General features: G+C 53.4%; 24 protein-coding genes and 1 pseudogene. 11 read left to right on the top strand and 14 right to left on the bottom strand.

Annotated elements, in window-relative coordinates; genetic code table 11:
- Positions 1–341: 341 nt before the first annotated feature.
- The 6 genes from JUE30_RS03880 (at position 342) to JUE30_RS03855 (ending at position 8,139) form a co-directional block, all read left to right on the top strand.
- A complete protein-coding gene (locus JUE30_RS03880; RefSeq protein ID WP_203623713.1) occupies positions 342–1,025 on the top strand; it encodes a WxL domain-containing protein in 684 nt (227 codons plus the stop codon).
- A gap of 114 nt (positions 1,026–1,139) precedes the next feature.
- A complete protein-coding gene (locus JUE30_RS03875) occupies positions 1,140–2,189 on the top strand; it encodes a DUF916 and DUF3324 domain-containing protein (protein WP_203623712.1) in 1,050 nt (349 codons plus the stop codon).
- Between the two features lie 3 nt (positions 2,190–2,192).
- Positions 2,193–2,585 (top strand): LPXTG cell wall anchor domain-containing protein, encoded by a 393-nt coding sequence (locus JUE30_RS03870; protein WP_203623711.1) that lies wholly within the window; start codon positions 2,193–2,195, stop codon positions 2,583–2,585.
- A complete protein-coding gene (locus JUE30_RS03865) occupies positions 2,566–4,524 on the top strand; it encodes a hypothetical protein (protein WP_203623710.1) in 1,959 nt (652 codons plus the stop codon). The genes JUE30_RS03870 and JUE30_RS03865 overlap by 20 nt, the downstream gene beginning before the upstream one ends.
- Before the next feature lie 197 nt (positions 4,525–4,721).
- Complete coding sequence (locus tag JUE30_RS03860; protein WP_203623709.1) at positions 4,722–7,556, top strand: cation-transporting P-type ATPase; 2,835 nt, start codon at positions 4,722–4,724, stop codon at positions 7,554–7,556.
- A 283-nt stretch (positions 7,557–7,839) separates the two neighbouring features.
- Positions 7,840–8,139, top strand: coding sequence for a hypothetical protein (locus JUE30_RS03855; protein ID WP_374706432.1), 300 nt, complete (start codon positions 7,840–7,842; stop codon positions 8,137–8,139).
- A 100-nt stretch (positions 8,140–8,239) separates the two neighbouring features.
- On the opposite strand, the gene JUE30_RS03850 is transcribed toward JUE30_RS03855, so the two are convergent.
- Positions 8,240–9,730 (bottom strand): glycoside hydrolase family 1 protein, encoded by a 1,491-nt coding sequence (locus JUE30_RS03850; protein WP_203623707.1) that lies wholly within the window; start codon positions 9,728–9,730, stop codon positions 8,240–8,242.
- A gap of 159 nt (positions 9,731–9,889) precedes the next feature.
- Here JUE30_RS03850 and JUE30_RS03845 point away from each other — a divergent pair, with 159 nt between their 5' ends.
- Complete coding sequence (locus tag JUE30_RS03845; RefSeq protein ID WP_203623706.1) at positions 9,890–10,144, top strand: hypothetical protein; 255 nt, start codon at positions 9,890–9,892, stop codon at positions 10,142–10,144.
- 21 nt (positions 10,145–10,165) lie between these two features.
- The gene (locus tag JUE30_RS03840) at positions 10,166–10,687 is read left to right on the top strand and encodes a GNAT family N-acetyltransferase (RefSeq protein ID WP_203623705.1); all 522 of its coding nucleotides are present in this window, start codon (positions 10,166–10,168) and stop codon (positions 10,685–10,687) included.
- A gap of 104 nt (positions 10,688–10,791) precedes the next feature.
- Here the strand turns inward: JUE30_RS03840 and JUE30_RS03835 are convergent, their stop codons facing one another.
- Positions 10,792–11,673 (bottom strand): DMT family transporter, encoded by an 882-nt coding sequence (locus tag JUE30_RS03835; protein ID WP_203623704.1) that lies wholly within the window; start codon positions 11,671–11,673, stop codon positions 10,792–10,794.
- Positions 11,674–11,869: 196 nt separating this feature from the next.
- On the opposite strand from JUE30_RS03835, the gene galU reads away from it, so the two are divergent.
- A complete protein-coding gene (gene galU, locus JUE30_RS03830) occupies positions 11,870–12,781 on the top strand; it encodes a UTP--glucose-1-phosphate uridylyltransferase GalU (RefSeq protein WP_203623703.1) in 912 nt (303 codons plus the stop codon).
- Between the two features lie 80 nt (positions 12,782–12,861).
- On the opposite strand, the gene JUE30_RS03825 is transcribed toward galU, so the two are convergent.
- From JUE30_RS03825 to JUE30_RS03810, 4 genes are all read right to left on the bottom strand, one after another.
- Positions 12,862–13,602 (bottom strand): CpsD/CapB family tyrosine-protein kinase, encoded by a 741-nt coding sequence (locus JUE30_RS03825; RefSeq protein WP_203623702.1) that lies wholly within the window; start codon positions 13,600–13,602, stop codon positions 12,862–12,864.
- A gap of 12 nt (positions 13,603–13,614) precedes the next feature.
- Complete coding sequence (locus tag JUE30_RS03820) at positions 13,615–14,355, bottom strand: YveK family protein (protein WP_203623701.1); 741 nt, start codon at positions 14,353–14,355, stop codon at positions 13,615–13,617.
- A 79-nt stretch (positions 14,356–14,434) separates the two neighbouring features.
- Positions 14,435–15,538, bottom strand: a complete 1,104-nt coding sequence (locus tag JUE30_RS03815; protein WP_203623700.1) for an LCP family protein — start codon at positions 15,536–15,538, stop codon at positions 14,435–14,437.
- A gap of 16 nt (positions 15,539–15,554) precedes the next feature.
- Positions 15,555–16,325 (bottom strand): SGNH/GDSL hydrolase family protein, encoded by a 771-nt coding sequence (locus JUE30_RS03810; RefSeq protein ID WP_203623699.1) that lies wholly within the window; start codon positions 16,323–16,325, stop codon positions 15,555–15,557.
- Between the two features lie 359 nt (positions 16,326–16,684).
- Here JUE30_RS03810 and JUE30_RS03805 point away from each other — a divergent pair.
- Together JUE30_RS03805 and JUE30_RS03800 are read left to right on the top strand one after the other, a co-directional pair.
- A pseudogene (locus JUE30_RS03805) lies at positions 16,685–17,282 on the top strand (sugar transferase).
- A 115-nt stretch (positions 17,283–17,397) separates the two neighbouring features.
- Entirely contained in the window at positions 17,398–18,162 is a 765-nt protein-coding gene (locus JUE30_RS03800; protein ID WP_203623698.1) for a tyrosine-protein phosphatase, read from the top strand.
- An 80-nt stretch (positions 18,163–18,242) separates the two neighbouring features.
- Here JUE30_RS03800 and rfbD read toward each other — a convergent pair whose 3' ends face one another.
- The 8 genes from rfbD to JUE30_RS03760 all read right to left on the bottom strand — a co-directional run bounded on the left by rfbD (position 18,243) and on the right by JUE30_RS03760 (position 25,771).
- Positions 18,243–19,088, bottom strand: coding sequence for a dTDP-4-dehydrorhamnose reductase (rfbD, locus tag JUE30_RS03795; protein ID WP_203623697.1), 846 nt, complete (start codon positions 19,086–19,088; stop codon positions 18,243–18,245).
- A gap of 64 nt (positions 19,089–19,152) precedes the next feature.
- Positions 19,153–20,178 carry a dTDP-glucose 4,6-dehydratase gene (gene rfbB, locus JUE30_RS03790; RefSeq protein WP_203623696.1) on the bottom strand — a complete coding sequence of 342 codons (1,026 nt, stop codon included), beginning with the start codon at positions 20,176–20,178 and terminating at the stop codon, positions 19,153–19,155.
- Positions 20,179–20,180: 2 nt separating this feature from the next.
- On the bottom strand, positions 20,181–20,753 hold the full coding sequence (gene rfbC, locus JUE30_RS03785) for a dTDP-4-dehydrorhamnose 3,5-epimerase (protein ID WP_203623695.1): 573 nt from the start codon (positions 20,751–20,753) through the stop codon (positions 20,181–20,183).
- Entirely contained in the window at positions 20,750–21,631 is an 882-nt protein-coding gene (rfbA, locus tag JUE30_RS03780; RefSeq protein WP_203623694.1) for a glucose-1-phosphate thymidylyltransferase RfbA, read from the bottom strand. The genes rfbC and rfbA overlap by 4 nt, the downstream gene beginning before the upstream one ends.
- Positions 21,632–21,963: 332 nt before the next feature.
- Complete coding sequence (locus tag JUE30_RS11335) at positions 21,964–22,425, bottom strand: DapH/DapD/GlmU-related protein (RefSeq protein ID WP_203623693.1); 462 nt, start codon at positions 22,423–22,425, stop codon at positions 21,964–21,966.
- A gap of 41 nt (positions 22,426–22,466) precedes the next feature.
- Entirely contained in the window at positions 22,467–23,750 is a 1,284-nt protein-coding gene (locus JUE30_RS03770) for a hypothetical protein (protein WP_203623692.1), read from the bottom strand.
- 62 nt (positions 23,751–23,812) lie between these two features.
- Positions 23,813–24,760 (bottom strand): glycosyltransferase, encoded by a 948-nt coding sequence (locus JUE30_RS03765; RefSeq protein WP_203623691.1) that lies wholly within the window; start codon positions 24,758–24,760, stop codon positions 23,813–23,815.
- A 27-nt stretch (positions 24,761–24,787) separates the two neighbouring features.
- Entirely contained in the window at positions 24,788–25,771 is a 984-nt protein-coding gene (locus JUE30_RS03760; protein WP_203623690.1) for a Stealth CR1 domain-containing protein, read from the bottom strand.
- Positions 25,772–25,808: the final 37 nt, after the last annotated feature.

Here is a 25,808-nt window from a genome sequence, read left to right as displayed (position 1 = left end):
ATTTTTAGTGCTCAAAATAGCCGGGCGTTCTTTTGAAAAGGGCAGTCTGTGTGCCGTTATTCCGCGTAGCGGCAGCACGTGTTCGATTGCTTCCCGACCTGCTCACACTGACAATACTCGTTCTTGAAAACGTAATCATTTCTATTAAAAAATCTGCCAGGTATTTTATTCTTCCAAATTTAGAAAAGAATTTTTTCAAAATACGGAATATTTATCAAACTGAATCATGCTATATTTGAAACAACCAAGCAGGCAAAAAGTTGGCTTGGGTGGCCATCGTTTGGGTAAGCGATCGGTCCGGGTTGACGCGCTAAGCAGATATTATTCAAGGAGGGGCAATTATGAAAAAGACACAGTTGATGACAAGTTTGACCGCACTGGCACTTATTGGTGCTGCGGCACTGACTCCGGTGGACGTTTTCGCCGCGGATGATGGATCATCAATCACCGCAACGACGAGCGCTGAATTCGAAGTCACCGCCGGTGGACCCACTGAGGATGGTGGGCATACTGGGACGCCAGGGAGCAAGAATGAGAATCTTTGGCTGGTCAAGGCGCCGGATTTGCACTTTGAAGACGCGACGATCGCCAAAATCATTGCTGGAACCGACTTAGCCTACGTGGATGGGACGGTCCAAAACCCAACCGGAGATACCGCGGAGAATAACACCCTACTGAAGGTCTCCGACCTGCGCGGGACCGGCGACGGCTGGGTCCTCACCGCCAGCATCGACCAGCCAACTTTGGTGTCTGATGACACGCAGAAACTGGACGGTATCTTGAGTCTGGCCCTGGGCGATGTCGACAAGTCCAACACCGCCACGCCAGACCCGGTGGTGGCTGACCTGAATACGGACGGCACGGCAGCAAAGGTTTGGACCGCCGCAAAGGATTTGGGTCAAGGCGATAATCAGGCCAGCGTCGATGGTGCCACCAAGTTCCACATCAACGCTAAGCCAGACGTCAAAAAAGGGGTGTACGACGCGACCATCACCTGGACGCTGACCAGCACCCCGCAGCCTTAACGCCAAGGTTCGCCAAATGAGTTTGAAAAGCTGTTAGCCCTTGGCTCTTTGGGCTTGCCACAACGATCGAGGGCCGGCCCCTGCGATCGTTTTTTCGTGAGAAAGGATTCAGCCATGACGCGCGTAAAGATTCGCCTCAGCCTCATTATTGCTAGCTGGCTCGCCTTGCTGGGCCTAGCCGGACAGCCGGTTCATGCCGCCAGCGGCACCAACAATGGCGCCCAGTACACCGTGAGCCCGGTGATTCCGAACAACCAGCGCACCTCCGTCTCCAGTTATTTCGACTTGATCGTGAAGCCTGGCCAAAAACAGGATCTAACGGTGGCCGTCACTAACCAGTCCAGTGCGCCGCGCACGCTGCACCTGTCTTTGACAACCGCGTTCACTCAGCACAATGGCGTGATTGGCTACACCCCGGGCGGGCCGCGAGATGGCTCCGCTGAATACCGGTTGGCCGAGCTGGGACAGCCCTCCCAAACCATCGTGTTGGCCCCTGGCCAAACGCGCAACGCCACCGTCACCCTCACCATCCCGGCTAAAGGCTTCAAGGGTGTGCTTCTCGGCGGGCTGTACATCGTCGACAAGCAAAAATCGGCCGGCGGCGAGACGGACGGCATTAAGTTGAAGAACCAGTTTGCCACCGTGATCGGCGTCCAGTTGCAAACCAGCCCCGGCGCCGTCAACTACGTCAAGCACGACCTGAAATTGACGGGCGTCGGCGCCGGCGTGCAAAGCAACCAGCCTGGGGTGCTCGCCACCATTCAAAATCCCACGCCGAGCTTCTGGGGCAAAATGCACTTCATGGCCAAAGTCTACCGGCGCAACACCAAAACCGTCGTGATGCAAAATAGCCACACGAACTACGCCGTCGCGCCGAACTCGCATTTTGATTACGGCATCCTGCAGAAAAACGCGCTGGAACCCGGGGATTACACCTTAGACCTGAAGATTGAAAGCCCCAATGGCAACTGGCACTGGCGCCGCAATTTTTCGATTCTGACGGCCCAGGCGGACAAGATCAACCGCCAGCTGCAACTGAAGCGGCCGTTCATCATGCCGTGGTGGGGCTGGCTGCTGATCGGTCTGGGCCTGGCCACACTGGTGTGGGTGATCATCTTCTTCAGTCGCCGGCGCCGCAGTGCCAACCAAACAAAGGAGGCGTGACGCATGAAACGCTGGCAAAAATTGCTCATCATTAGCAGCGGCGTGTTCGGCGGGTTGCTCACCGCGGGGCCGGCCAGGCCGGCTGCCGCCGCGGCCGGCACGACCACCGCTGAGTTCACCGTGCTCGCATCCCCGCACCACATTCAACCGGCCGCCCCTGACCAGCCACTGCCAGCTCACCAGCCAATCGACCCGTTACCGGGGACGCAGCGCAACCACACCGTCCGCTATCGCCTGCCGGATACCGATGGCGACCAAGGCCGGCGCCGCCTACCGGAAACCGGTGAGGCCAAGCCGTGGTCGCTCACGCTGATCGGGATGATCATGCTGCTGGGCGTGGCCCGCACCACCCGGCCGAAAAAGGAGGTGGGGATTGATGCACCGGACATTCTTTAAGCGTTCTGTGGCGTTTGCTGCCATGATCGCCGGCCTCACGATCGCCGCCGGCCTGACTGTCACCCCCACCGTTCAGGCCGCCAGCTGGCTTTCTGACCCCGAAATTAACATACCAGAGCCGATTGACCCAGGTACGGGTCAAAAACTGTACGTGCCGTTCAACCAAGTGCTGGGGACCGTTGGTAAAAATACAGAATCACCCAAGGTGTTGACTGGCCTTGATGGAACTAACGTTGCCGCCCTAGTCACCAAGGACAAAGTGCCGCACCAATCTGGCGCGATTTGGAGCATCGATCCGATTTCTCTGACGCAGCCTTTTTCAAGTAAAATGCACATCTACTTTGGAACCAACACTGAGCCCGCCGACGGGATGGCCTTTGCCTTAACCGGTGGCGCCCGGCCCACTCGGCCCTACGATGACGGCGCCGGTCTGGGGGTCTGGCAGCTCAACACAGGCAGTACTCCTGGCGCACTGCCGAGAAGTTTCGCGATTGTCTTTGACCCCTACAAAAACGCCGACTGGCTCGACAAAAATGTCACTTATCCCGCTGATAGTAAGAAACAGTATGTCGGCTGGGGCTTTCCGGGGCAAACGGACTATCAGTACACTAGGTATGCGGTCGGCGAAAACCTGGGACTGGTGTGGGGCAGCGCCAGCAGCACGTCCGGCCTAGACAGTTTGGACAACAAGGCCACACACAAAGGACTGGGCGGCTACCAAGCGCTGGCAGCCGGCCAGCAGTTCAATGATGGCAAGTGGCACACCGTCACCATAGACTGGAAACCCGACGCCGCGACGGATGGCGGCGGCACCATCAAGTTTGAAGTTGAGCTGACGGATGGGACTTTTCTAAAAAAGCAGTTGACCTGGACCAAGGCGCAATCCCAAGCCATTTTTGGCGGGACCAACGTCTACTGGGGCTTCACTGGGTCAACTGGCGAGAATTTTGAAGATGCCATTGTCACTTTTGAAACCATTCCCGGGCTCGTCTCGGCAGGCGCCCAGACAGCGATCAAGGCGCCAAATGATGAGCCAGCGCCAAGCGCCGTGTACCGCGGCACTCGGCTCAAGCAAGTCTATACCGTGACCTACAACGGCGATCAAAGTAAGCAAGACTGGCCGGTGCAAGACGCCAATAACGGCCAGAACCTGGCCTTCCAGATGAAGACCGATAACCACTACGGCTTTGTCGTCGATAGCACCGGCAAGGTCCCAGTGACCCTCACGGCGCTTGGCCATGCCTACCCACGCGACGGCCTCCCGGTGGGCCCCTTGGCCTCTGTCCGCGATCGCAACGGCCACGTATTTCAGGTGGCGCATCAGATTACCGTGGCGGGACTCTCCGCCTTCCAGAAAAGGAATCACGGCCAGACCTACACCGTGTCCGCCCCGATCATGGCAGCGACCACCACTGCCCCCGGTGCCATCTTGACCGGCCAAGACGCCGGAGCCATCATCGGCAACAACGCACATATCAGCGCCACCGTCGATGTCCCCGCGGTCATCGAGCCACCACTCTCGCTGAGCGTCCCGGCGCGTTTCAACTTCGGCAACCTCAGCGTGGCTCAATTTGTGACGGGCTTCACCGTGCCAGGCCGGGTGACCGACGACCAAGGGATCGAATACGCCGGCGGCATTGCCGCGCAGATCCCCAGCGATGCGAAAAGCAGCTTGACCGCCCAAATGACCACTAGCTTCCCCCTGGGCAGCGGCTATCACCCGGAGAAGACGGTCATCAGCTTCAACTACAACAACCAGACCATCAAGCTCCAAGACGGCGCGCCTGAGCCGACCACGTTGTTCCAAAACGCAACGGTCGCTCCGCCGGCTTCGATCAACAACTTACGGCTGACCATGGGCAAATACCCCGCGGTTAAAAAAGGGCATTATGACGCCACCATTACCTGGACGTTGACCGTGGCCCCACCGGATGCTTAATCGCAACTCACAGCGGCCGCCGCGTGCGGTCGCTTTTTTAGTGGTTGAGCCGGTGAACTTGACAACATAATTATCGTTCCGGTAAGATTTAGGTAATCAATACTAGACATTCGGTTGGGCGCAGCGCTCAAGTTTGCTTTCTCGGGGAGGAAAGTCGCTTGGACGCCGTGCCCTTTTGTCTTTTAAGGAGGAAGAAAATGAACCCCCACAACGAACACAAAGCAGATGTCCTTAATCGCCTGCACACCAACCGCAGCACCGGCCTAACTCAACAGGAGGCCGACCGGCGGTTGAGCGAGTACGGCGAAAACGCCTTGGCTCAGGCCAAGCAGACCCCGGCCTGGAAGCAGTTCCTGCTCAGCCTGAAGGAGCCGCTGGTCATCATCCTGTTCATTGCCGTCGGGCTTGCATGGGCCAGCGCCGGCTACGATTTTTTCGTGCGCGATGACCCGGCCCACGGCATGGCCGCCGTGTACGAAAGCATCGCGATCCTCCTACTGATTTTCATTAATGCCGGCCTGTCATTTTGGCAGGCCAAAAGTGCGCAGAAGTCGCTGGACGCCTTGAAGGTCATGGCCGACCACCACGCCAAGGTCCTGCGCGACTCGGAGTGGGAAACCGTGCCGGCCAGCCAGCTAGTCCCTGGCGACATTGTCAGCGTCAAAACCGGCGATTTCATTGAAGCCGACGTCCGCTGGCTCCATGTGGCCGAGCTGCAAACCAACGAGGCCCACCTGACTGGGGAAGCCGAGCCGGTCCAGAAGCAGACCCACGCCCTCGCCGGCGACGCCCAAGTCGGCGACCGCTCCAATATGGGCTTCTCCGGGGCAACAGTCACCCACGGCAACGGCCTGGGCGTCGTCGTGGCCACCGGGATGCAGTCCGAGCTGGGGAAAATTGCGACCCTGCTCAACCAGGTCGAAACCAAGAAAACCCCAATCGAGCGCACCATTGCTGCCCTGTCCAAAAAGCTGATGATCGTCGCGATCATCATTGTCGCCTTGACCCTGATCCTCGAAATGGTCAAGGCTGTGCAGCAAACCGGCATCCTGTCCTTTGAGGTCCTTGCCGAATCCCTGTCAACCGCCATCGCCTTAGCGGTGGCCGCCATTCCCGATGCCTTGCCGGCCGTGCGGTCAATCGTGCTGACGATCGGTGCGACCATGCTGGCAAAGAACAACGGCCTGATCAAGTCGCTGAACTCAGTCGAGACCCTCGGCGCTACCAGCTACATTGCCTCTGACAAAACCGGCACGCTGACGCGCAACCAGATGACTGTCACGCGCTTTTACGCCAACGGAGCCAGTTACGTGGTCGAGGGCGATGGCTACGAACCCGTCGGCGAGATTCTGCCCGATGAGGAAGACAACACCCCAGGCTTCACCCGCTTCATGCTGGCTAGCGTCCTGAACAACGACGCCGCGATCCAGGCGGACGAGGACGGCCGCTCACAGCCCTACGGCAACCCCACCGACGTGGCCTTGATTGTCATGGGGCACAAGGCCGGCGTCGACCGCGACACCGTCCTCAACAAGGACCAGGCCCTGGACATCGACATCATCCGCGAGCTGCCATTTGATTCCGAACGCAAAATGATGAGCGTGGTGATCAACGACGGCGGCCAGTACCAGGTGCTGACCAAGGGCGCACCGGACGTGCTGCTGGCGAAAACCGACCTGATCGAGGACCACAACCAGCTGGTCTCGATCGAAGAAGGCCGCGCCGCCGTCGAGGCCCAGGTCAACCGCTTCGCCGAACAGGCTCTGCGCACCCTGGCCGTCGCGGTGCGCGACATTGACGAGGACCTCGCCATGCACGGCACCACCGAGCAGCTCGAGCAGCACCTGACGCTGCTGGGCATCGCCGGCATCATCGACCCGCCGCGTCCAGAAGTGCGGCAAAGCGTGCGCGAGCTGCATCAGGCCGGCATCAATGTCGTGATGATCACCGGCGACCACGCGGTGACCGCCCGCGCCATCGCGCTGAAACTTGGCATTGTGACCGACCCGAACGCCCGCGTCATCGAGGGCAAGCAGCTGGCCGCCATGGACGACGACACCCTGTTCCGCCTGGCGCCGGACATCCGCGTGTATGCGCGCGTTTCTCCTGAGCACAAGCAGCGCATCGTGCATGCCTTGCAGCGCCAAGGCGAAACCGTGGCGATGACCGGCGACGGCATCAACGACGCACCGGCCCTGCGCGCGGCCGACATCGGCATCGCCATGGGCATCAACGGCACCGAGGTGACCAAAGACGCCGCCGACCTGATCCTGCTGGACGACCAGTTCACCACCATTGAAAACAGCGTCCGCGCCGGCCGCACCATTTTTGCCAATATCAAAAATTTCATGCGCCACGAGCTGACCACCAACGTCGCCGAGGTCCTCGCCCTGCTATTTGGGGTGCTGCTGATGACCCAGCCGATTGGCCAGGTCGCCGCCACCACACCGACACTGACCGCTCTGATGGTACTGTGGGTGAACATGGTCTCCGACGCCTTGCCGAGCTTTGCACTGGGCTACGACGTCCCAGAAGCCGACCTCATGAAGCGCCCACCGCGCAACGTCAAGCAGTCGATCTTGTCCGGCATGCTGGGCCGCATCTTCCTGCGCGGCACCGTGATGGGCGGCCTGGTCTATGTCGCCTTTATCTGGGGGGCAGCGAGCGGGATGCCGGCCGCCCAGGCGCAGACCCTGGCCTTCTTGACCCTCGTGTTCGGCCAGCTGTGGCACGTGTTCGACGCCCGCAGCACCCGCACCTTATTCCGCCGCAACCCCTTCAATAACCCGCGCCTGCTGATGGCGGTGGCCTTCGCCGCCAGCGCGTCCCTGCTGGTGACCCTGATGCCGTTCTTCAACGAGGTCATGGGCACGGCGCCATTGACCACTGAGCTCTACGCGGCGGTAATCTTCCTCCCGGCGGTCCCAACCTTTGTCTTGTCCGGCTTGAAGGAACTCTACTGGGCGCTGCGGCCAGGAAAAGGTGGCAAATCCCAGTCCGCTTCACCTAACGAAATCCCAGAGGCCGATTGAAGGCCCAACGGGGAGCAGAGGGAGGATGGTCGGAGGCGGGATCGGCTCAGCAGTGAAGAAATTGTTGGCGACTTGTCGCCTACAATTTGCCCCGACTGAGAGACTCGCTTGCGAGGCTCGAAGCGGTGGCCACTGCTCTAGCTTCGCGTCGCCAGTCGAATCCCGCCGGAGACCATCCTCCGCCCCTGCCCCCAGTTTCGCCGTTGTATTTTCCAGGTAGAATGCCTACAATCGGGGTAACAATAGTGAGGTGAAAACTGTGGATGTTTATCACGCCATCAAAATGCTCCAGATTGAGCACCAACCGCTGAACCACTCGCAAGTCGTGATCATTGACGGCAACGGCAAGCCGCAATCGCAGCTGAGCGACCTGCTTTTCGACTGCATGAGCAAGATTGACCTCTTCACCGACCTCAGTACCACCGACACCTCGAGCGACGTGATCGACGACCTGCACCTGCAAACGCCCCTGCCTAACGATGTGCTGGACGAGTACCAGAAGATCCTCGACCAGCCGATTTCCGGCATCAACATCGCGTCGCACAAGAACCTGGTCGAGCTGGTTTACGAACCGCTCGTCTGAAGTTGCCACTAAGCCCAGCCGCGCCAGCGGTTGGGCTTTTTTGCGCCATTCAAACCAAAAAAGGCCGCCGGCACGATCCGTGTCAGTGGCCCAGTTAAAACTAGTTGTTGCTGAGATCTTCGCCATTGGTGGCGATGACTTTTTTGTACCAGTAGAACGAATCCTTCGGCGTGCGATTCAGCGTGCCGTTGCCCTGGTCGTCGCGGTCGACATAGACAAAGCCGTACCGCTTTTTCATCTCGCCGGTACCGGCGGAGACCAGGTCGATGCAGCCCCACATCGTGTAGCCCATCAAATCGACCCCATCGAGCGTCACGGCGTCGCGCATGGCGGCAATGTTCTGCTGCAGGTACTCGATGCGGTAGCTGTCGTGGATCTTCCCATCGGCGGTGAGCTCATCGGCCCAGCCAATGCCGTTTTCAACGACCCACAGCGGCTTGTGATAGCGATCGTACAGGTTGTTCAGCGCAATGCGCAGCACCTGCGGGTCGGTTGCCCAGCCCCAGGCGTTCGTCTTCAGGTACGGATTCTTGACACCCATCATAAAGTTGCCGGCGTCGCTGCCCTCGGTCTTGTGTGTGGTAACGGTGTTGGAGCCGTAACAGGAGAAACTGAGAAAATCGGCCGGGTAATGCGCCAGCAACTCGTAATCTTCTGGGGTGTCATCCAGCTTAATGCCGTCGCGGGCGTACTTCTTCAGGCGGTAAGCCGGATAGTGGCCACCAGTTTGCACATCAGAGAAGAAGTAGGTGTCCTGCATGTCGACCTGCGCCTTGAGCTGATCGTTCGGGTCAGCGGTCAACGCATACAGCGGACTGTAGGCCAGCATCTGGCCGATTTTGACATCCGGATCGATCTTGTGGGCCACCCGCACCGTCAGGGCACTGGCGACAAACTGGTTATGTGCGCCCTGCGCCCTGGTCTGCTCGGTGGCGTTGATGATGCCGCCGCCGATATAGCCGCTCATGTCGATCATGTTGATCTCGTTGAAGGTCAAATAGTAGTGGACCTTGCCCTTATAGCGCTCGATGACGGTCGTGGCGTACTTCACGAAGAAGTCGATCAGCTTTCGGCTCGCCCAGCCGTTGTACTTAATCGCAAGGTGCAGCGGCGTCTCGTAGTGCGACAGCGTCACCAGCGGCTCGATGTCATGCTTTTTGCATTCATCAAAGACGTGATCGTAAAAGGCCAGGCCGGCCTCATTAGGCTCTTTGTCATCCCCGTTCGGGAAAATCCGCGCCCAGTTGATGCTGAGGCGGAACACCTTAAAGCCCATTTCGCTCATCAGCTTAATGTCTTCCTGATAATGGTGATAAAAGTCCGTCGCCACGTGGCTCGGGTAATATTCCCCGGGTAATACTGCCGGCTCGGTGCCTTCTGGGACCTGCTGGCCATCCTGGCCAAACTGCATCGCGGTGGCGCCGGTTTCGCCGGTCACCGGGTTCTTCCAGGTGACCCGGCGCGGCTTGTCGTAAGCCCCAGCAGTCATCACATCAGCGGTGCTCAGGCCTTTGCCACCATCGCGGTAGCCGCCTTCGTACTGGTTGGCGGCAGTAGCGCCGCCCCACAAAAAGTGATCATCAAATGCCAAGTTAAAAACTCCTTTCTGGCTCACCGCTGGTCACCAAAGGCTGCCAGCGGACATGATCAGTGTAACCCAGAAATCGTGAAAACGATGCCACTTTTTTATTCAAGACCCGCCACGGCGACTTGATGTGCTACGCTTGTCACTAGAAAGAAGGCACAAACCATGGCTAAACCTGACCGCACCACTGCGCCTGACTGGGTGCTCATCCTGCTGCTTGCGGTGGGCTACCTCATTCCTCAGCTGGGCTTGCAGTGGCTGCACCGAATCGGCTGGCTCGCCTTGATCTTCCCTCCGGTCGGCGCGCTCTGTTTGTCCCTTGCCCTGAAGCGCGACCTACAGCCAGTCTACAAGCGCCTGATTCCCTGGGGCTTCGTCCTCGCCGCTGGGACCCTGGTCGCCATGCTGTTCGCCGCGTAATTTTTAAAAAGGAGCTTTACCATGAAAATCAAACCAATTACCCCAAACCAGTTTGACGCCAGCCTTGACGTCATCAAACAGGCCTTTGCCGGCGCTGCCCACACCGATGGCCACGAAGCCGAGCTGGTCGCCAAGCTGCGCAAAAGTCCCACCTACGATCCCGACTACGATGTCATTGCCACCAGCGACGACGGTGCCGTGATCGGCAGTGCCTTGCTGTCCCAGGCCAAAATCATCAGCGACGCGCAAACTTGGCCGGTGTTTGTCCTGGCCCCGCTGGCCGTGTTGCCTGCCTACCAGCACCAAAGCGTGGGCAGCAACCTCATCAAATACCTGGAAATGCAGGCCGGCGAAGACGAGCGCATGGCCATCAGCATCCTTGGCGACCCCAAATTTTACGGCCGCTTCGGTTACCTGCCGGCTAGTCAGTATGACATTACCGGTCCCTTCACAGGCGCCGAATTCATGATCAAGCCGATCCGCGAAGGCGGCCTGGACAACGTGTCCGGCCGGCTTGAATACGACCCGGCGTTTGGGCTTTAAAGCGCAACGGCTTGGTTTGACCTGCCCTCCCGTTTCACGTGAAACAGCCTGAATTTTAGCCAAGGCCCATGGCAATGCTGCCATGGGTCTTTTGCTAACCAGCGCTAGGCTGCTTTTCCGGACAGCCACAGGCCCACCAGCGTTAGTGCGGCCCCCAGCATGATCAGCGGTGTGAGCGGCTCGTGCAGGAGCCACACGGAAAAGCCCAACGTGATCACGGGTACTAGGTACATGTAAACACTGGTCCGCACCGTCCCCAGCCGCTTCACCGCGAAGCTCCAGGTCACAAAGCACAGGGCACAGGCGCCGATGCCCAGAAACAGGAAGTTGCTCAGATTGACCGGCTGCACCAGCTCATGCCAATCCAGCTTGAAGCCAAACAGCCACGTCAGCGGCAGCATAAACAAGATTCCATAGAAAAACGTGTGGCGGGTGGCCTGAATCAAATTCACATCCAGCGTCCCAATTTTGGCCGTCAGGAGCGAATAAACGGCCCAGACCAGCGCGGCCAGAACGGCCAGTGCGTCCCCCAGCCAATGACCGGCCATCGCGGCTTCACTGTGGTCGCTGACCAGAATCACGCCGCTCATCGCCACCACAAATCCAATGTAAAACCAGCGGTTAGGGCACTTGGCGTGCAGAAAGAGGACCGTCAGCAGCGCCATGAAAAACGGGGAGATCGTGACGATGATGCCCACGTTGCTGGCGGTGGTTTGGGTCAGCGCTAAGTTTTCTAGCAGGTAGTATAAGGTAATGCCGCTGAGCCCGGCAAAAACAAACAGCCATTCCTGCTTTGGCCGCGCTAGTCTCACGCGGCCGGGCCGCATCATGAGCAGCGTCAAATAACCAATCACAAACCGCGTGAGCAAGATCTCGAGCGGGCCAAAATGCCGCAGCAGCACCTTGGTCGCGATATAAGTCGTCCCCCACAGCAGAATCGTGAACAGCGCTGCCAAATGGCCAGCCCGTGTTTGTTCTTTTCGCAAATGGTCCTCCTACCTTAAACACTTATTAGGTCAACATTATAAGCTTACCCTGGCAATGTACTCAACCCGCGGTGCTGGCGGACTTGGCCCATCGGCATGTGACACTGCTGAACCCCAAAACGTCCGAGGTATCGTTTTCGCCCAGCCATGGGTATAATGAGAGTATTAAACAACCGAATTATCAAGGAGGAATCTCGTGAAAGTAAGAAAAGCAGTTATCCCGGCAGCCGGGCTCGGCACCCGCTTCCTACCCGCCACCAAGGCGCTGGCCAAGGAAATGCTTCCGATCGTCGACAAGCCGACGATCCAGTTTATCGTTGAAGAGGCCAAGGCTAGTGGGATCACCGACATTTTGATCGTTGAAGGCAAGAACAAGCGCAGTATTGAGGACCATTTTGACTCCAATCCCGAGCTTGAACAGAACCTTCAGGAAAAAGGCAAGACGGCGATGCTGAACCTGGTCCGCTCGACCACCGACATGGGCGTTAACCTCTTCTACGTGCGTCAGACCCACCCCAAGGGCTTGGGCGATGCGGTTCGCCTGGCGAAGTCTTTCGTCAACGACGAGCCGTTTGTGGTCATGCTGGGCGATGACCTCATGATGGACAAGGTGCCGCTCACCCAGCAGCTGATCAACGAGTACGAGCGCACCCACGCCTCGATCCTCGCCGTCAAGCGCGTCCCTCACCAGGAGGTGTCGGCCTACGGGGTCATCGACCCTGAGGCCGAAGTGTCTGAGGGCCTGTACAACGTCCGCAAGTTCGTTGAAAAGCCATCTGTTGACGATGCACCAAGTGACTTGGCCATCATCGGCCGCTACCTGCTGACGCCGGAGATTTTTAGCATTCTGGAGCACCAGAAGCCGGGTAAAAGCAACGAAGTCCAGCTGACCGACGCCATTGATACACTGAACCAGACGCAGCGCGTGTTTGCGCACGAGTTCAAGGGCAAGCGCTACGACGTCGGCAATAAATTCGGCTTCGTGGAAACCAGCGTTGAATACGGCCTCACCCACCCGGAAATCAAGGATGAGCTGCACGACTACATTCTCAGGCTCGCCGACCGCATCAAAAAAGAGGACGCGGCCAAAGCTAAGCAAAGCAAGTAAACAGACAAAGTCAAAAAGAGCTCCGACGGTCAAATTGGCCAATCGGAGCTCCTTTGCGTCATCGACGCATTGATATGGGATTACTTGTAATAGCCAGCGTAATAGTAGTACCCCGAGCCGGTTGGCTGAGGCACCCGGTTCATGACGACACCGATGATGTTGGCATTGACCTTCTGCAGGAGCACCTTTGCGTCCAGCACGGCCGCCTTCTGGGCGATCCCGTAAGGCACCACGAGAATCGTGGCATCGGCGTGAGACGCAACGATCTGCGCATCTGTGACACTCATCAGAGGCGGCGTGTCCAAGATGATCCGGTCATAGCGCGTGCGCAATTCGTTGAGCAGCGCGATCATCTGGTCGGAGCCAAGCAGCTCTGAGGGATTCGGCGGTGTGGGCCCAGAGGTCATCACGGCCAAGTCGTCGATGTTGGTCGCCTTGCAGTACAGTGGCAGCAGGCCGGCCAGGTCATTGGACTCGTCCGTCAGCAGTGTCACCAAGCCGCTGGTGTTCTGCAGGCCAAACGTGGCGTTGACCGTTGGCCGGCGCATATCGAGATCCACCAGAATCGTTTTTAACCCCTGCGCCGCAAAAGTCACGGCCAAGTTAGCACTGACGGTGGACTTCCCTTCCGCCGGCGCGTCTGAAGTGACGGCAATCGACTTGATGGCCCCACCAGCCTTAGAGAAGGAAATATTGGTCCGCAGGGTCCGGTATTCCTCACTCACGCGGCCAGTCGGGTCGTAATCGGTGACGAGTGCAACCCCTTGGCGGACACTTTGGTTGGCGAGCAGCTTCTTGCTTTTATGATTATACCATGCCATGTGCGTGCCCTCCTATCGGCGAGACCGGCCAGTCGGCCGCAGTCCCTTGGTGCCCAGCTTGATGTTGTGCTCATCGACCTCGGTGATCGTCCCGAGCAGCGGCAGATCCAGGGTGTCCGTGATGAACGCCGGGTCCTTGACCGTGCGATCGGTCAACTCACGCAGGAAAGCGAAGAGAATGCCGACCACGAGCCCAGCCAGCAGCCCAATCAAAATGTTCAGCTTCTTGCGTGGACTCACCGCGTTCTTGTTCAACGTCCCACGGGAGATGATCGTCACGTTCTTGGCGTTGGTCATGATCGAGGTGATCTTGCTTCGGAAGACCTCAGCTGTTTCATTGACGATTGCCCGCGCCGTGTAAGGATCATCCGCCTTGGCGGTGACACTCATGACCTGCGAATTCGTGTTGTTCGAGACAGTGATCTCATTGGCCAGTTCGCCAGTGCTGCCAACGACCACACCTTTCTTCTGCAGGTTCTCGCGCACCGGACTCAACACCACGTCCTTAGTGATGATGTCCTTGTATGTGTTGATCATCTGCAGGTCGGTTTGCAGGTCATTGTACTGGCCCGCGGCGGTAGTCTGCTTGCGGTTGACCAGCACCATTGCGGTGGATTCGTACTTCGGCTGCATCACCAGGAAAGTGACCGCCGCGGCAAGCACGCCGCCGGCACAGGTCGCGACAATAATTGCGATGATGTGCTTCCGCAGAATGGCAAAAATCTGGCCTAAACTAATTACTTCGTCGTCCATTGAATTCTCCTAAACATTTGGGATCCAGCTACAACACAAACGCCACCTTCGGGGAAAACGCCCAACGGTGACGCCAGGATTAATTCACCTGATCTGCGCCTTGCACCGTGTACTTGACGCTGCTGTTGCCAGCATGCCAGTCAAAGTGCGGGTTCAAGGCATTCTGTTTCGTTTCCTCATTATTGAGGGTGGCCGTTGGCAAGTCAAGGCTGTTGTTGAGCAAGTCCGAGACTCGCTGCAATTCCTTAGTCGACGCAATCTGATAGGAAGACCCGTTCAGATACGCGCCGACGCCTTGCAGATGGTCCTGTTTGACCGTCTGCCCCGCATCACGATACTTGCTGTACAAGGCCACCATGTCATCAAACTGAAGATTCGTCCGGAAATTGTTTTGGACCTGACTCATCAGCTCTTGGAACTTCGTCAGCGTCTTCAAAGACGGCGCTGCCTTGATGATGCCGGTGATGACCTGCCGTTCCCGGTCCTGCCGGCCGTAGTCGCCCTTGGGATCGTTGTACCGCATCCGAATGTAGGCCAAGGCTTCCTTGCCGTGCATCTCAGTGGCCTTGCCCTTGGTGAAGGTATAGCCCGTATTGGAGAAACTCAGGGCCGGCGTCACCGTCACGCCACCCAGGGCGTTGACGATCTTCTCCAGGCCGCCCATGTTGACGACCGCGTAGTAATTCACCGGCACGCCGATCAGCGCTGTGGTCGAGTTGACCGCCATATCCGCGCCGCCGATGCTGTAAGCCGCGTTGATCTTCTGGATATTGACCCCATCATCGCCGATCATTTGGGCCATCGTGTCCCGGGGAATACTGACCATGGTGGTCGTCTTCTTCGCCGGATTCAAGGTGGCGAGGATCATCGTGTCTGATCGCCCATTGGTTTCCGTCCGGCCCAAGGCCCCGGTATCTGTCCCCATGAGAAGAATGCTGATGGGCTTGTTCTTGTTTAAGGCCGAAGCAGATTGTTTCTGGTTGTGTAGCGGAATGTAGGTGTGATTCGCCGTAGAATGCAATGTGTGGTAGACGTAATAGGCGCCTCCTGCCGCGATGATCAATAGCGCCGCCACCACACCGGCCACCCACCGCCAGACGTGAAACTGACGATGGTGCCGGTGATGATGGTGATGCCGATGCGCCGGCCGCTGTGGAATCACTTGTGCTTTATTCTCATCCATACTTTAACTCCCTCAGTTACTTGTACAGCTTACTGATTACTTGAGCGACTGCATGGGCAATTTCAACATTGCCGCGGTCATTCGGCCAGTCGCCTCGAGGCGTGCCCGCCCAGGACTTGGTACTGACAGTAGCGTGTGTCTGGCTTGCGGCCTCAATCGCCGAAATATCAACGACCGTTGACCCTGTCGCCTTCCCAACGGCGAGCACCGCGCGCTGATAAGCTACCTGCTGCCGCCACGGCGTGATCAAGATAACCTTGACCCGCGGCAACTTCGCCTTCAGTTGACTTACCGCCTTCGTTAGATTCGCCTGATAGAGACTGGCGGAGCTACCGGCAGCAGTTTGTTCATTGTTCCCGTACTGAAGCGAGACAACATCTGGCTTGCCCTCAGCCACCTGATCAATGCTCGGTAACCCGCGCGTGCCGATGGTGGCACCTGCCTGCCATGACTCAATCATCGTGACGGTAAATCCTTGCGACTGCCGCAAGTCAGCGGCCACCAGATATGGGTAAGCACCCTTCTCGGTCGCCGTGTAGTGCCCCGCTGCGATGTCGTCACCCATCGCAGCGTAAGTCACTGTCTTGGCCAACTTCGTCTTCGCCTTCACAGAATGATTTGAGGCCTTGACCTTTGCGGAAGATGTGCGATTGCGCCCAATGCGGCTAAAGCCAGCGGATTGTGCGTCAAGCTCAGTTTGTTCACGCTGGTTGCCAATTATCGCCAGCCCGGCAATCATGATCACCGAAATGACGATGATCATGAACCCCCCGATAGTTTTTCGCATACACTCTACTCCCACTAATATTCGTCATTTTACTATACCACTAATAACGTCGTCTGAAGACAGTTGAAACATTTGAAAGCGATTTCTATCCAAAATATCCAACTGCGGAAATAAGTGGCTCCAAATGACATTATCTACGGGTGATTAGAAAAAAACATTCTCTGCGAGCGATTAATAATGCTACTTTCTTAAAATCATGTTAAGATACTTGTTGTGTTCTGTGCAACCGCCAATGCCGTCGTAGACAGAACAGAGTTTGGGGGAAACGTTAACGCATGGAAAATTATCTAGGAAAGAAGCCCCGTGCTGCTGAGCAAACCGCGCCAGATGCAACCGCGCTTGCTAGCCAGCATGGCTACATGGCCGTCAAGCGGACCATGGATGTGGTCGGCAGCGTGCTTGGCCTTGTTTTGTTATCGCCACTTTTTTTAATCTTGGCCATTCTCATCAAGCTGGATGACCCGGCCGGCCCCGTTTTCTTCTCCCAATTCCGAATCGGAAAAGACGGCCAACGCTTTCGGATGTACAAGTTCCGGTCGATGTGCGTCGGCGCAGAGTCCAAGCTCGCTAAACTCACTGAACAAAACGAGATCGCCGGCGCCATGTTCAAGATGAAAGACGATCCTCGTATCACGCGCATCGGCCGCTTCATTCGTAAGACGAGCCTTGACGAACTGCCGCAGCTGTACAATGTGCTGCGCGGCGACATGAGCTTGGTTGGGCCACGGCCGTGCCTGGCCCCGTGAATACGCCGCTTACACGGCGTATGATAAACAGCGACTCCTGGTCGCCCCGGGCTGCACCGGTCTATGGCAGGTGTCAGGGCGCAACGGGTTGAGCTTTGATCAGATGGTTGACCTCGACTTGGAATACATCAGTCACCGCAGCATTCTCAACGACATCATTATTTTATTTAAAACGGTTAAAGTTATTATCGTTCCTAATCAAGCCTATTAACCTCAATCGGCCGCGCCGCTTCATCAGGAAGCGGCCTTTTTTCTTGCCGTCAATCATAGACCCCGTTCAGTCAAACTGGTACTTTATGAGAAGGAGCATCATAGCGGAGGGTATCATGACAAACAATCACATTCTTGAAGTGCCACATGCGATCAATCTGCGCACCTTTGCTGGCTATCGGGCCAAGGACGGCCGCACCATCAAGCCAGACAAACTACTACGCTCTGGCGCGCTGGACCAGCTGACCCAAGCAGACGCCCAGCAACTGGCAGATGACTACGGCGTGGAAGAGGTCATTGACCTGCGAACTGATGATGAGGTCAGACGCCATCCCGATATCTTGCCGCCAGAGGCGCGCTACTACCAACTGCCGGTCATGCCTTTCAGCGACCATGCGAGCTTCTCACAGCGGCTCAAACGGCACTTCGCCAAGCCTGAAGACCCGGTAGTGCACACGTACAAGAAAATGCTCACGGACTCGCACGCCAAGTCGGCCTACCAAGACATGTTCAGCCTGCTCTTGAACAATCCTGATGATAATCAATCCGTCCTCATTCATTGTACCGCGGGCAAAGATCGTACCGGGGTCGCAGCCATGCTCATCGAAGCCGCTTTGGGTATCCCTGAAGAAACGATGCAGGCCGATTATCTTTCATCAAATGTTGGCTTAAAATCCTCAGGAATTATAGCCCCAGAGACCCGTTCCACTCATGGCAATCAGGTCGAAAGCATGGGCGCCTTGCCAGCAAAAAAAGTCAATATACAGGCCGTGTTCGAGCTTATCGCCAGAGAATATAACTCATGGGCTAACTATTTAGAGACTCAACTCGAGCTTTCTTCGACAGACTTAACTACTCTTCAGAAAATCTACCTTGGATGAAGTTACGCAAACGGCCCTCGGAATGTAGGGTCAACGAGATACACTCCGAGGGCCGTTCTCCACGCTGTGCTAGTACCAGACTATGCGTCAATGACCTTCATAAAGTCAGCAAGTGCCTCTTGCCAAGTCTGCATCTTAAATCCAGTGGCCTCGGTCTTGCTCAGATCTAGGATCGAATGCCGTGGCCGCCAAGCTTTCTGCGGATACTCAGCACTCGTGACCGGCACAACCTCAGTATCCGTGTCCTTGAGAATTGCCTTGGCAAATTCATACCAATTGCAACTGTTCTCGTTCGACAAGTGATAAATCCCGTACTCCAGGTCGTGATCAACGGCAAACAACATGAACTCCGCAAGGGTCTTAGTCCATGACGGCCGCCCAAACTGATCATTGACCACTGTCAATTTGTCATGGGTTTTGGCCAAGTTCAGCATCGTGTAGACAAAGTTGTGGCCGTATTCACCGAACACCCAAGAGGTCCGAATGATGTAATACTTCTTAGCGTACTTTTGAACGGCCTGCTCGCCTTCGTACTTGGTTCGGCCGTATTCATTGCGTGGAGCGGGCTTGTGATCGACGGTGTACAACTCATTACTATCGCCATCAAAAACATAATCCGTGCTGATGTATATCAGAGTTGCATCATTGGCGCCGGCAGCCTTAGCCATGTTCTCAGTGCCCTTGGCATTGACCAGCTCATCGATTGCCTTACCTTCGTCCTCTGCCTTATCAACCGCCGTGTATGCAGCGCAATGATACACAATATCGGGCTTGTAATCGGCAAAATACGCATTCACCGCTGTGGCATCAGTAATGTCCAATTCCTTGGTATCGGTCGCGCGGTATGCAATCCCGCGGCCGTCCAACATATGCCGTAATTCAGTACCCAACTGGCCATTAGCGCCCGTAATTAAAATCTTCTTCATTAAGATTCATCTCCGTGTTTTCACACAAAAACGAAGCGACTTGCGCTTCGTCTTGTTATTTTTGTTATTGCCCTTGCTTCGCATACTTGGCTTCGACCGCAGCCTTTTCTGCTTGCCACCAATCTTCATGCTCAGTGTACCAATCAATGATGTGCTTCAAACCCGACTCAAAGTCCGTAAACTGCGGCTCCCAGCCAAGCTCAGTGCGCAACTTAGTAGAATCAATGGCGTAGCGCAGGTCGTGACCGGGACGATCTTTAACTTGCTCGTAATCGTCTGGCGACTTGCCCATCAGTTTAAGAATCAGCTCCAGGACCGTCTTATTGTCCTTTTCACCATTAGCCCCAATCAGATAAGTCTCACCAATCTTGCCCTTTGTCAAAATTGTCCAGATTGCCCGCGAATGATCTTCAGTGTGGATCCAATCCCGGACATTTTTACCTGTACCGTAGAGCTTCGGTGTAATCCCACTCAAAATATTTGTAATCTGACGCGGGATGAATTTTTCAATATGCTGATACGGCCCGTAGTTGTTCGAGCAGTTCGATATGGTCGCACGAACTTTGAAGGAACGAGTCCACCCGTGAACGAGCATGTCCGACGCGGCTTTAGTGGATGAATACGGGCTGGAAGGATTGTACCGACTCTGAGTCGTGAACTTCTCGCCTTTACCCTCACCATGGCCAGGCAGGTCGTCCCGAAGCGGCAGATCGCCATAGACCTCATCGGTCGAAACGTGGTGGAAGCGAATGTCATACTTACGTGCGGCTTCCAGCAGCGTGTAGGTGCCAACCACATTAGAATGCAGGAACGGACTTGGGTCGATCAGCGAATTGTCGTTGTGACTTTCGGCGGCGAAATGAACGCAGGTATCGACCTGGCTCATCAGCTTGTCGACCAGCGGCGCATCGCAAATGTCACCAACGACCAGCTGGACCCGGTCGCCCAGCAGATCTTGGATGTTGGCCTTGTTTCCGGCATACGTCAGCTTATCCAGAACAGTAATCTGCACATCCGGGTGATTATTGTACACATAACGAACAAAGTTTGAGCCGATGAAACCGGCCCCGCCTGTTACCATGAGTTTCATGATTAAATCTCCCCGTATACGAAGTTGTTCTCGGCATCCTTGAGCTGTGGGTGTTTCGTGTCCTTTTCAGACATGATCAGATGCGTGGTCGGCATCGGCCATTGAATGCCAATATCGGGATCGTCAAACACGATCCCTCGGTCGGCATCAGGCGCGTAAACGCCTTCGACCTTATAGCAGAAGTTGACATTTGGCGTCAACGTAATAAAGCCATGGGCAAAGCCCTTCGGCACAAACAGCTGGCGGTGGTTAAACTCGGAAAGAATGTAGCCTTCCCACTGCCCATATGTCGGTGACCCCTTACGAATATCCACGAGCACGTCTTCAACGACCCCTGTCACCACACGTACCAGCTTGGTTTGCGCATATGGCGCCATTTGATAATGCATCCCTCGCAAAACCCCTGGCTCCGCCGACAGACTCTGGTTGTCTTGGTTGAAATCTGTGGTGATCCCAGCTTTCACAAACTTATCCCGGGTCCAAGTTTCCGTAAAGAACCCACGATTATCACAGAATACGTCGGTTTCAACAATTTTGACGTCTTTCAACTTTGTAGGAATCACTTTTAAACTCATTTGTTGTTCTCCTCCCGCTTGACTAGCTGCAACAAGTACTGGCCGTACTCGGTCTTTTTCAGTGGCTGAGCAAGCTTCTCGACCTGTGCGATGGTGATGTAACCCATTCGATAAGCAATCTCTTCCAAGTTAGAAATCTGCAAGTTTTGACGGTGCTGAATCGACGCAATAAACGCGGAGGCTGTTTGCAAAGACTCGTGCGTCCCGGTATCGAGCCAAGCAAAGCCACGACCCATTAACTCAACATCAAGCTCGCCCCGGCGCAGATATTCCTGATTAACATCAGTGATTTCCAGCTCGCCGCGTGCAGAAGGCTTAATGTGCTTGGCAATCTCCACAACATCGTTATCGTAGAAGTAAAGTCCCGTGACCGCGTAGTTAGACGCCGGATGAGTTGGCTTTTCAACGATGGACTTGGCATGCATGTTCTCGTCAAAGTCAACCACCCCGAACCGCTCTGGATCGTTCACATGATAGCCGAAGACGGTCGCCCCTTTCGGCTTGGCAGCAGCTCGCTGAAGCATCTTCGACAAACCACCGCCATAAAAAACATTATCTCCCAGAATTAAGCAAACAGAGTCATCACCGATAAAGTCAGCTGCAAGAATGAAAGCTTCAGCCAGACCATTTGGATGTTCCTGAACTTTATAGCTAAGGTTCAGCCCAATATCGTGGCCATCGCCGAAAAGTTCCTCGAATCGAGGGAGATCCTTCGGCGTCGAAATAAGCATAATATCTTTGATCCCCGCCAACATCACCGTCGACATCGGATAATAAATCATCGGTTTGTCGTAGATTGGGATTAACTGCTTTGAAATTGCACGGGTGATTGGGTACAATCGTGTACCTGAACCCCCAGCTAAAATAATACCTTTCATTTTACGGATAGTCCCTTCTTAGTCTATTAGTACCACTAAATTGATACCAACAATCATCTCATTAAAAGAGCGCCCAGTCCCGCAGCCTGCATTTCCCCAAACGCGAAGACCTATTTGTACATGCCAAAACGGTAAAAAAATCTCAAGCTGGATGCGCTGCCAAAACTGCTAGAACTACTCTATGTCACTGCTGACGCTAAACAAGAGGCTATATGCATCGAACATAGTATTGAAGAGAAAAAACAATTACTGATAAAGAACATGATCCAGATACGAATGATGTTCACAATTAAAAGCAAAAAATAAAGAGCTAAAGATTATAGGCGGGGTTCTTAAGGCAAAGCCCGCCTCTGCTTTAAATCATAAAAATCACCAATAATCTTTGCGGGATTGCCACCAACAACTGCTCCTTCGGGAACGTTTTTTGTAACGACACTACCAGCCCCAACGATTGCATTAGGACCAATTTTGACCCCGGGAAGTATCACCGAATGAGCACCGATAAAGCAATTATCGAAGACCTCAATACCATTGAAGGTTGGTTCATAGTGACTGGCCGAGTCCATACCATTAAACACGAAACTAATTATATCGTGTGTGATAAAATTCACGCCCGCTGCCACCGCGATGTTTGAATGAAGTACGATAAGTTTACCTTCACTTGGCACTCGAAAAGGATGCCAGTAACAATGCGAACCCATTGATTTAAAATAATTGAGGCGCTTCAAGATCGCGGCTCGTTCATTCCCACTCTTACATAAAAGTAAACGAACTGTCAGCAGATTTCTGTTCATACTTGATTCTCCTTTATCTAGGCAAATTAGATATTACGAGACTAACTATAGGCCTCATGGCTCTTCATCTCTACCTCCGCTGGTACCACTGGAAAAGAATTCGCTGAGTAAACTATAAGTGCTGATAGGATTGAAAAAAGAAAAATGCGGCTGACGTTTAGGGGAAAGAGCGTCCCCCATTGGCCGATAAAATATGCTAGGACGATAATTATTTGGCCAAGATGCATTTTTTTAAGACAAAGTACAAGTAGTTGGACGAGGTAGCTTATGATAAACGGAATGCCCAAAAATCCAAAAATGCCCAGATATCCTATGAGACCCACATCGCTAATAGCGTATTTACCACCCCAGACGTTCTGTAAAGCAAGGCCCCCATTCATTAAGCTTGAATCATTAGAGAATCCAATTCCCCAAAAACCATGTAGTTTCGACATACCTAGAAAATAATCAATTTCATAGAGCCTGACACGCCCGCTGGCCGCTCTTGTACCACCCAGGAAATTCATACTTCGCAACAGTTCAACAAAGGCGATAATCGCAGCCACCAAGTACACGCCAAAGACTATGATTCTAGGCAAAAAAGGCAATTTAACAATCAGGTATACAAAATAACCTGCCAACATGCCTAAGAATATTAGAAAACCCACCCGCCCTTGCGCAAATAAGGCTTGATGGACCGCAAAGAAAAATAGGTATAATAACTCGCCTATATGTAATCGCCTATGTTCCAGCGAGGCTTGAAAGAGTATGACAAAACTTATGGCTAAAAGAAAATCCCCATCTAACAGTAGCCTACCGGTAGTAAGTAATGAATTAGAGGAAAAAGCGTCTAGTTTCAATATAATCAATCCTGCATATTTGAAAAGAATATCTTGGGCCAAAATTACGATGAGATCAATATATCCGATAGCCTTGATTAACTTAACCATTTCCACTGAATAACGTCGAAAAAGAAAATTTGCAACAAAGAAATAAACTGGGATCCAATAATAATACCCATTTCTAAAGGTTTGAAAAATAGGCGATCCATATGCACGTGAACTGAGTATAGTGAGACAGATGACTGTTACGATTAGGAGAACAGAGCTTAAAGAAAGCGAAATCATATTGCGAGAGCGAGGTGAAGAGAAAAGCGAGGGTAACCAAACAATGAACGCAAAAACAACCAAATAGAGTGTTAGTTGCTTTGCAATATTGGAGTTAATGCTCAACAGACTATCAGGGATAAAAGGTAAATTGAAGAAATTAACTTGCAATAAAGCCAGTAGAATAAAAACTACGTATTCAATCTTATAGATAAAGTCCAATCCCTTATCTGTCTTCACAATATTCTCCCTTCTCCCATGTTCAATATTTTCGTGAGCACGTACTTATCTTGAATCATCAATTACCTCATAAGAAGTGAATAAAGTCCTGGAATGAAGAAAGGGTGTTTAGGTGACACCAAGTGAGCATATTTGTAGAAAAACCGAATACGCGCAAGCAAAGAGGCCTCCCTGTTGACAACCTGTCGCAATTCGTCAACTAAGACTTTCTTCTCTTTGTCCTCCCCTGCAACTATACTAGCAGTCCTCATGTCAGTCTTAACATCATCGATTCGACTGGATAAGGCCCGTAATCTCGTAAATATTGAACTTCCATTTCCATCTCTTGCTCCGTAAAGATTGTTGCCTGTCTGTCGATATAACATCGTTGGTTGATCTAAATAGTGCAGTTCTCCAAAACAGCTTACTACGAGGCCAATAAAATAATCATGCGCTTCGCCAGATGGCAAGCTATTATAATTAAATGCATCAACTTTGTCTCGAGCAGCGCGGTTAATAAACAGTGAAGACCCAGCCACGTATGTTTCAAATATTTGCTGTTCAAAAGTTAATATATTGTCTTTGATGAGATTTCTTCTATAGCCAAGAACTCTTTTCCCTGTACTCCTCGCAAACTGGTCAGCAATCCACGAATCAGAAAAAACTCCAGAAATGACAGAATGCCTCTCCGCAGCCAACATTGTTCTCAAAAATGATTCAACTTTGTTAGGCAACCATACATCATCCTGATCGGCAAAGAAGTAATAGTCCGCTTCTACACTTTTCAGCAACTCGATAAAGGATTTAGCAAATCCTAAATTCACATTTGGAAATTCAGCATGAATACAGGAATGATTTTTCATCAGTTGCTTGAGAATATTTGGAGTACTGTCAGTCGAGCCATCATCGCGCACAAAAATGTCTAAATGGTAAGAACTGGTATCAAATTTCTGATTGAGCACGCTATTGATCTGATCAAGGATAAAATCCTGTCCATTATATGTTGAAATTAAGACTGCTATAGACTGCATAAGTATTCCTCTCGCGCATGAAAGAATTTATTTTTCAAAACTGGACTTATTAGGTAATTTTTCGCGAAATACATCTTGCATTATCTTACTTTGAAGCCTGAAGTTGGAAATGTCTGACTGATCATTTATAACAATTAGTTTATGGATCCCGAGTTTTAAATCTCGAATGACATCAGCATTGTCGTCCGAAAGATTGTAATATTTGCCGAAATTCGTCCGACGAGGCACAAAATCGCCCTTCATGAGTTGCCAATATCGCATCAAAAAAATATTCAGGTCAGCGTCGTCACGGAATTTATGCGCTAACGTAAGATCAAGTTCATTACTATCACATTTCCAGACTTCCTCGAACGCCTGACGGGTGAACGAAATAGGAATGTGTAGGTCATCAAACCCAATAATTGGCTTCCACAACAGACTGACAATAGTTTTTATATTTTCTTTTCCATAACGAGGATTTACAAACTTCGTGATTTTTTTTAACACATCTGAACGGCTATAATACCGATTCACAACCTGCACGTTATTGGTAGTGATATGAGTAATGGAATTGTCAATGGGAATCTCTGGAGAAAGAATGCCAGAATCTTTGGGAACGCCTTCTTTTGTGAAGAAGTCCGTGGGCCGAACGGGGCCATTCACATAAAAATCATCATTAAAAAATACAAAATTCTCAGACAAATTATCAATGCGATGCATTGGTAGTTCAATTGCGTTGCTGTTAAAAGTTGGTAAGTCTTTAGCATCGATATAATCGTCGTGATTAACTAAATGTAATTTTGGATTTTCTCGATTTATCCACGAAGGAACTTGATGGTCTGTAATCAGGTGAACCTTTCTTACCCATGGACTATATGATTCGACAGCTCTAAACCAATATCTGAAAAGTCCCCAGTCTCTATACCTGACTGACTCTTCAGCGGTATCGGCGCGATATCTACTTCTCTTTTTTCGCCAAACAGGATCTGTGTCATCAACCCAGTCAACCACGAAATCGATTGGCTCTATCATGAGGTCACCTCCGTAAAGCTAGATTAGCGGAACGCTT

It is taken from the genome of Lacticaseibacillus sp. 866-1 (assembly GCF_016861825.1).
Taxonomy (GTDB): Bacteria; Bacillota; Bacilli; order Lactobacillales; family Lactobacillaceae; genus Lacticaseibacillus.
This window is presented reverse-complemented; position numbering and strand designations above follow the sequence as displayed.

What these genes read in the sequence shown, in the direction of transcription:
- JUE30_RS03880 (WP_203623713.1), top strand. Translation starts at nt 342, where the DNA reads ATGAAAAAGACACAGTTGATGACAAGTTTGACCGCACTGGCACTTATT.
- JUE30_RS03875 (WP_203623712.1), top strand. Translation starts at nt 1,140, where the DNA reads ATGACGCGCGTAAAGATTCGCCTCAGCCTCATTATTGCTAGCTGGCTC.
- JUE30_RS03870 (WP_203623711.1), top strand. Translation starts at nt 2,193, where the DNA reads ATGAAACGCTGGCAAAAATTGCTCATCATTAGCAGCGGCGTGTTCGGC.
- JUE30_RS03865 (WP_203623710.1), top strand. Translation starts at nt 2,566, where the DNA reads ATGCACCGGACATTCTTTAAGCGTTCTGTGGCGTTTGCTGCCATGATC.
- JUE30_RS03860 (WP_203623709.1), top strand. Translation starts at nt 4,722, where the DNA reads ATGAACCCCCACAACGAACACAAAGCAGATGTCCTTAATCGCCTGCAC.
- JUE30_RS03855 (WP_374706432.1), top strand. Translation starts at nt 7,840, where the DNA reads ATGCTCCAGATTGAGCACCAACCGCTGAACCACTCGCAAGTCGTGATC.
- JUE30_RS03845 (WP_203623706.1), top strand. Translation starts at nt 9,890, where the DNA reads ATGGCTAAACCTGACCGCACCACTGCGCCTGACTGGGTGCTCATCCTG.
- JUE30_RS03840 (WP_203623705.1), top strand. Translation starts at nt 10,166, where the DNA reads ATGAAAATCAAACCAATTACCCCAAACCAGTTTGACGCCAGCCTTGAC.
- JUE30_RS03825 (WP_203623702.1), bottom strand. Translation starts at nt 13,602, where the DNA reads ATGGCATGGTATAATCATAAAAGCAAGAAGCTGCTCGCCAACCAAAGT.
- JUE30_RS03820 (WP_203623701.1), bottom strand. Translation starts at nt 14,355, where the DNA reads ATGGACGACGAAGTAATTAGTTTAGGCCAGATTTTTGCCATTCTGCGG.
- JUE30_RS03815 (WP_203623700.1), bottom strand. Translation starts at nt 15,538, where the DNA reads ATGGATGAGAATAAAGCACAAGTGATTCCACAGCGGCCGGCGCATCGG.
- JUE30_RS03810 (WP_203623699.1), bottom strand. Translation starts at nt 16,325, where the DNA reads ATGCGAAAAACTATCGGGGGGTTCATGATCATCGTCATTTCGGTGATC.
- JUE30_RS03800 (WP_203623698.1), top strand. Translation starts at nt 17,398, where the DNA reads ATGACAAACAATCACATTCTTGAAGTGCCACATGCGATCAATCTGCGC.
- rfbD (WP_203623697.1), bottom strand. Translation starts at nt 19,088, where the DNA reads ATGAAGAAGATTTTAATTACGGGCGCTAATGGCCAGTTGGGTACTGAA.
- rfbB (WP_203623696.1), bottom strand. Translation starts at nt 20,178, where the DNA reads ATGAAACTCATGGTAACAGGCGGGGCCGGTTTCATCGGCTCAAACTTT.
- rfbC (WP_203623695.1), bottom strand. Translation starts at nt 20,753, where the DNA reads ATGAGTTTAAAAGTGATTCCTACAAAGTTGAAAGACGTCAAAATTGTT.
- rfbA (WP_203623694.1), bottom strand. Translation starts at nt 21,631, where the DNA reads ATGAAAGGTATTATTTTAGCTGGGGGTTCAGGTACACGATTGTACCCA.
- JUE30_RS11335 (WP_203623693.1), bottom strand. Translation starts at nt 22,425, where the DNA reads ATGAACAGAAATCTGCTGACAGTTCGTTTACTTTTATGTAAGAGTGGG.
- JUE30_RS03765 (WP_203623691.1), bottom strand. Translation starts at nt 24,760, where the DNA reads ATGCAGTCTATAGCAGTCTTAATTTCAACATATAATGGACAGGATTTT.
- JUE30_RS03760 (WP_203623690.1), bottom strand. Translation starts at nt 25,771, where the DNA reads ATGATAGAGCCAATCGATTTCGTGGTTGACTGGGTTGATGACACAGAT.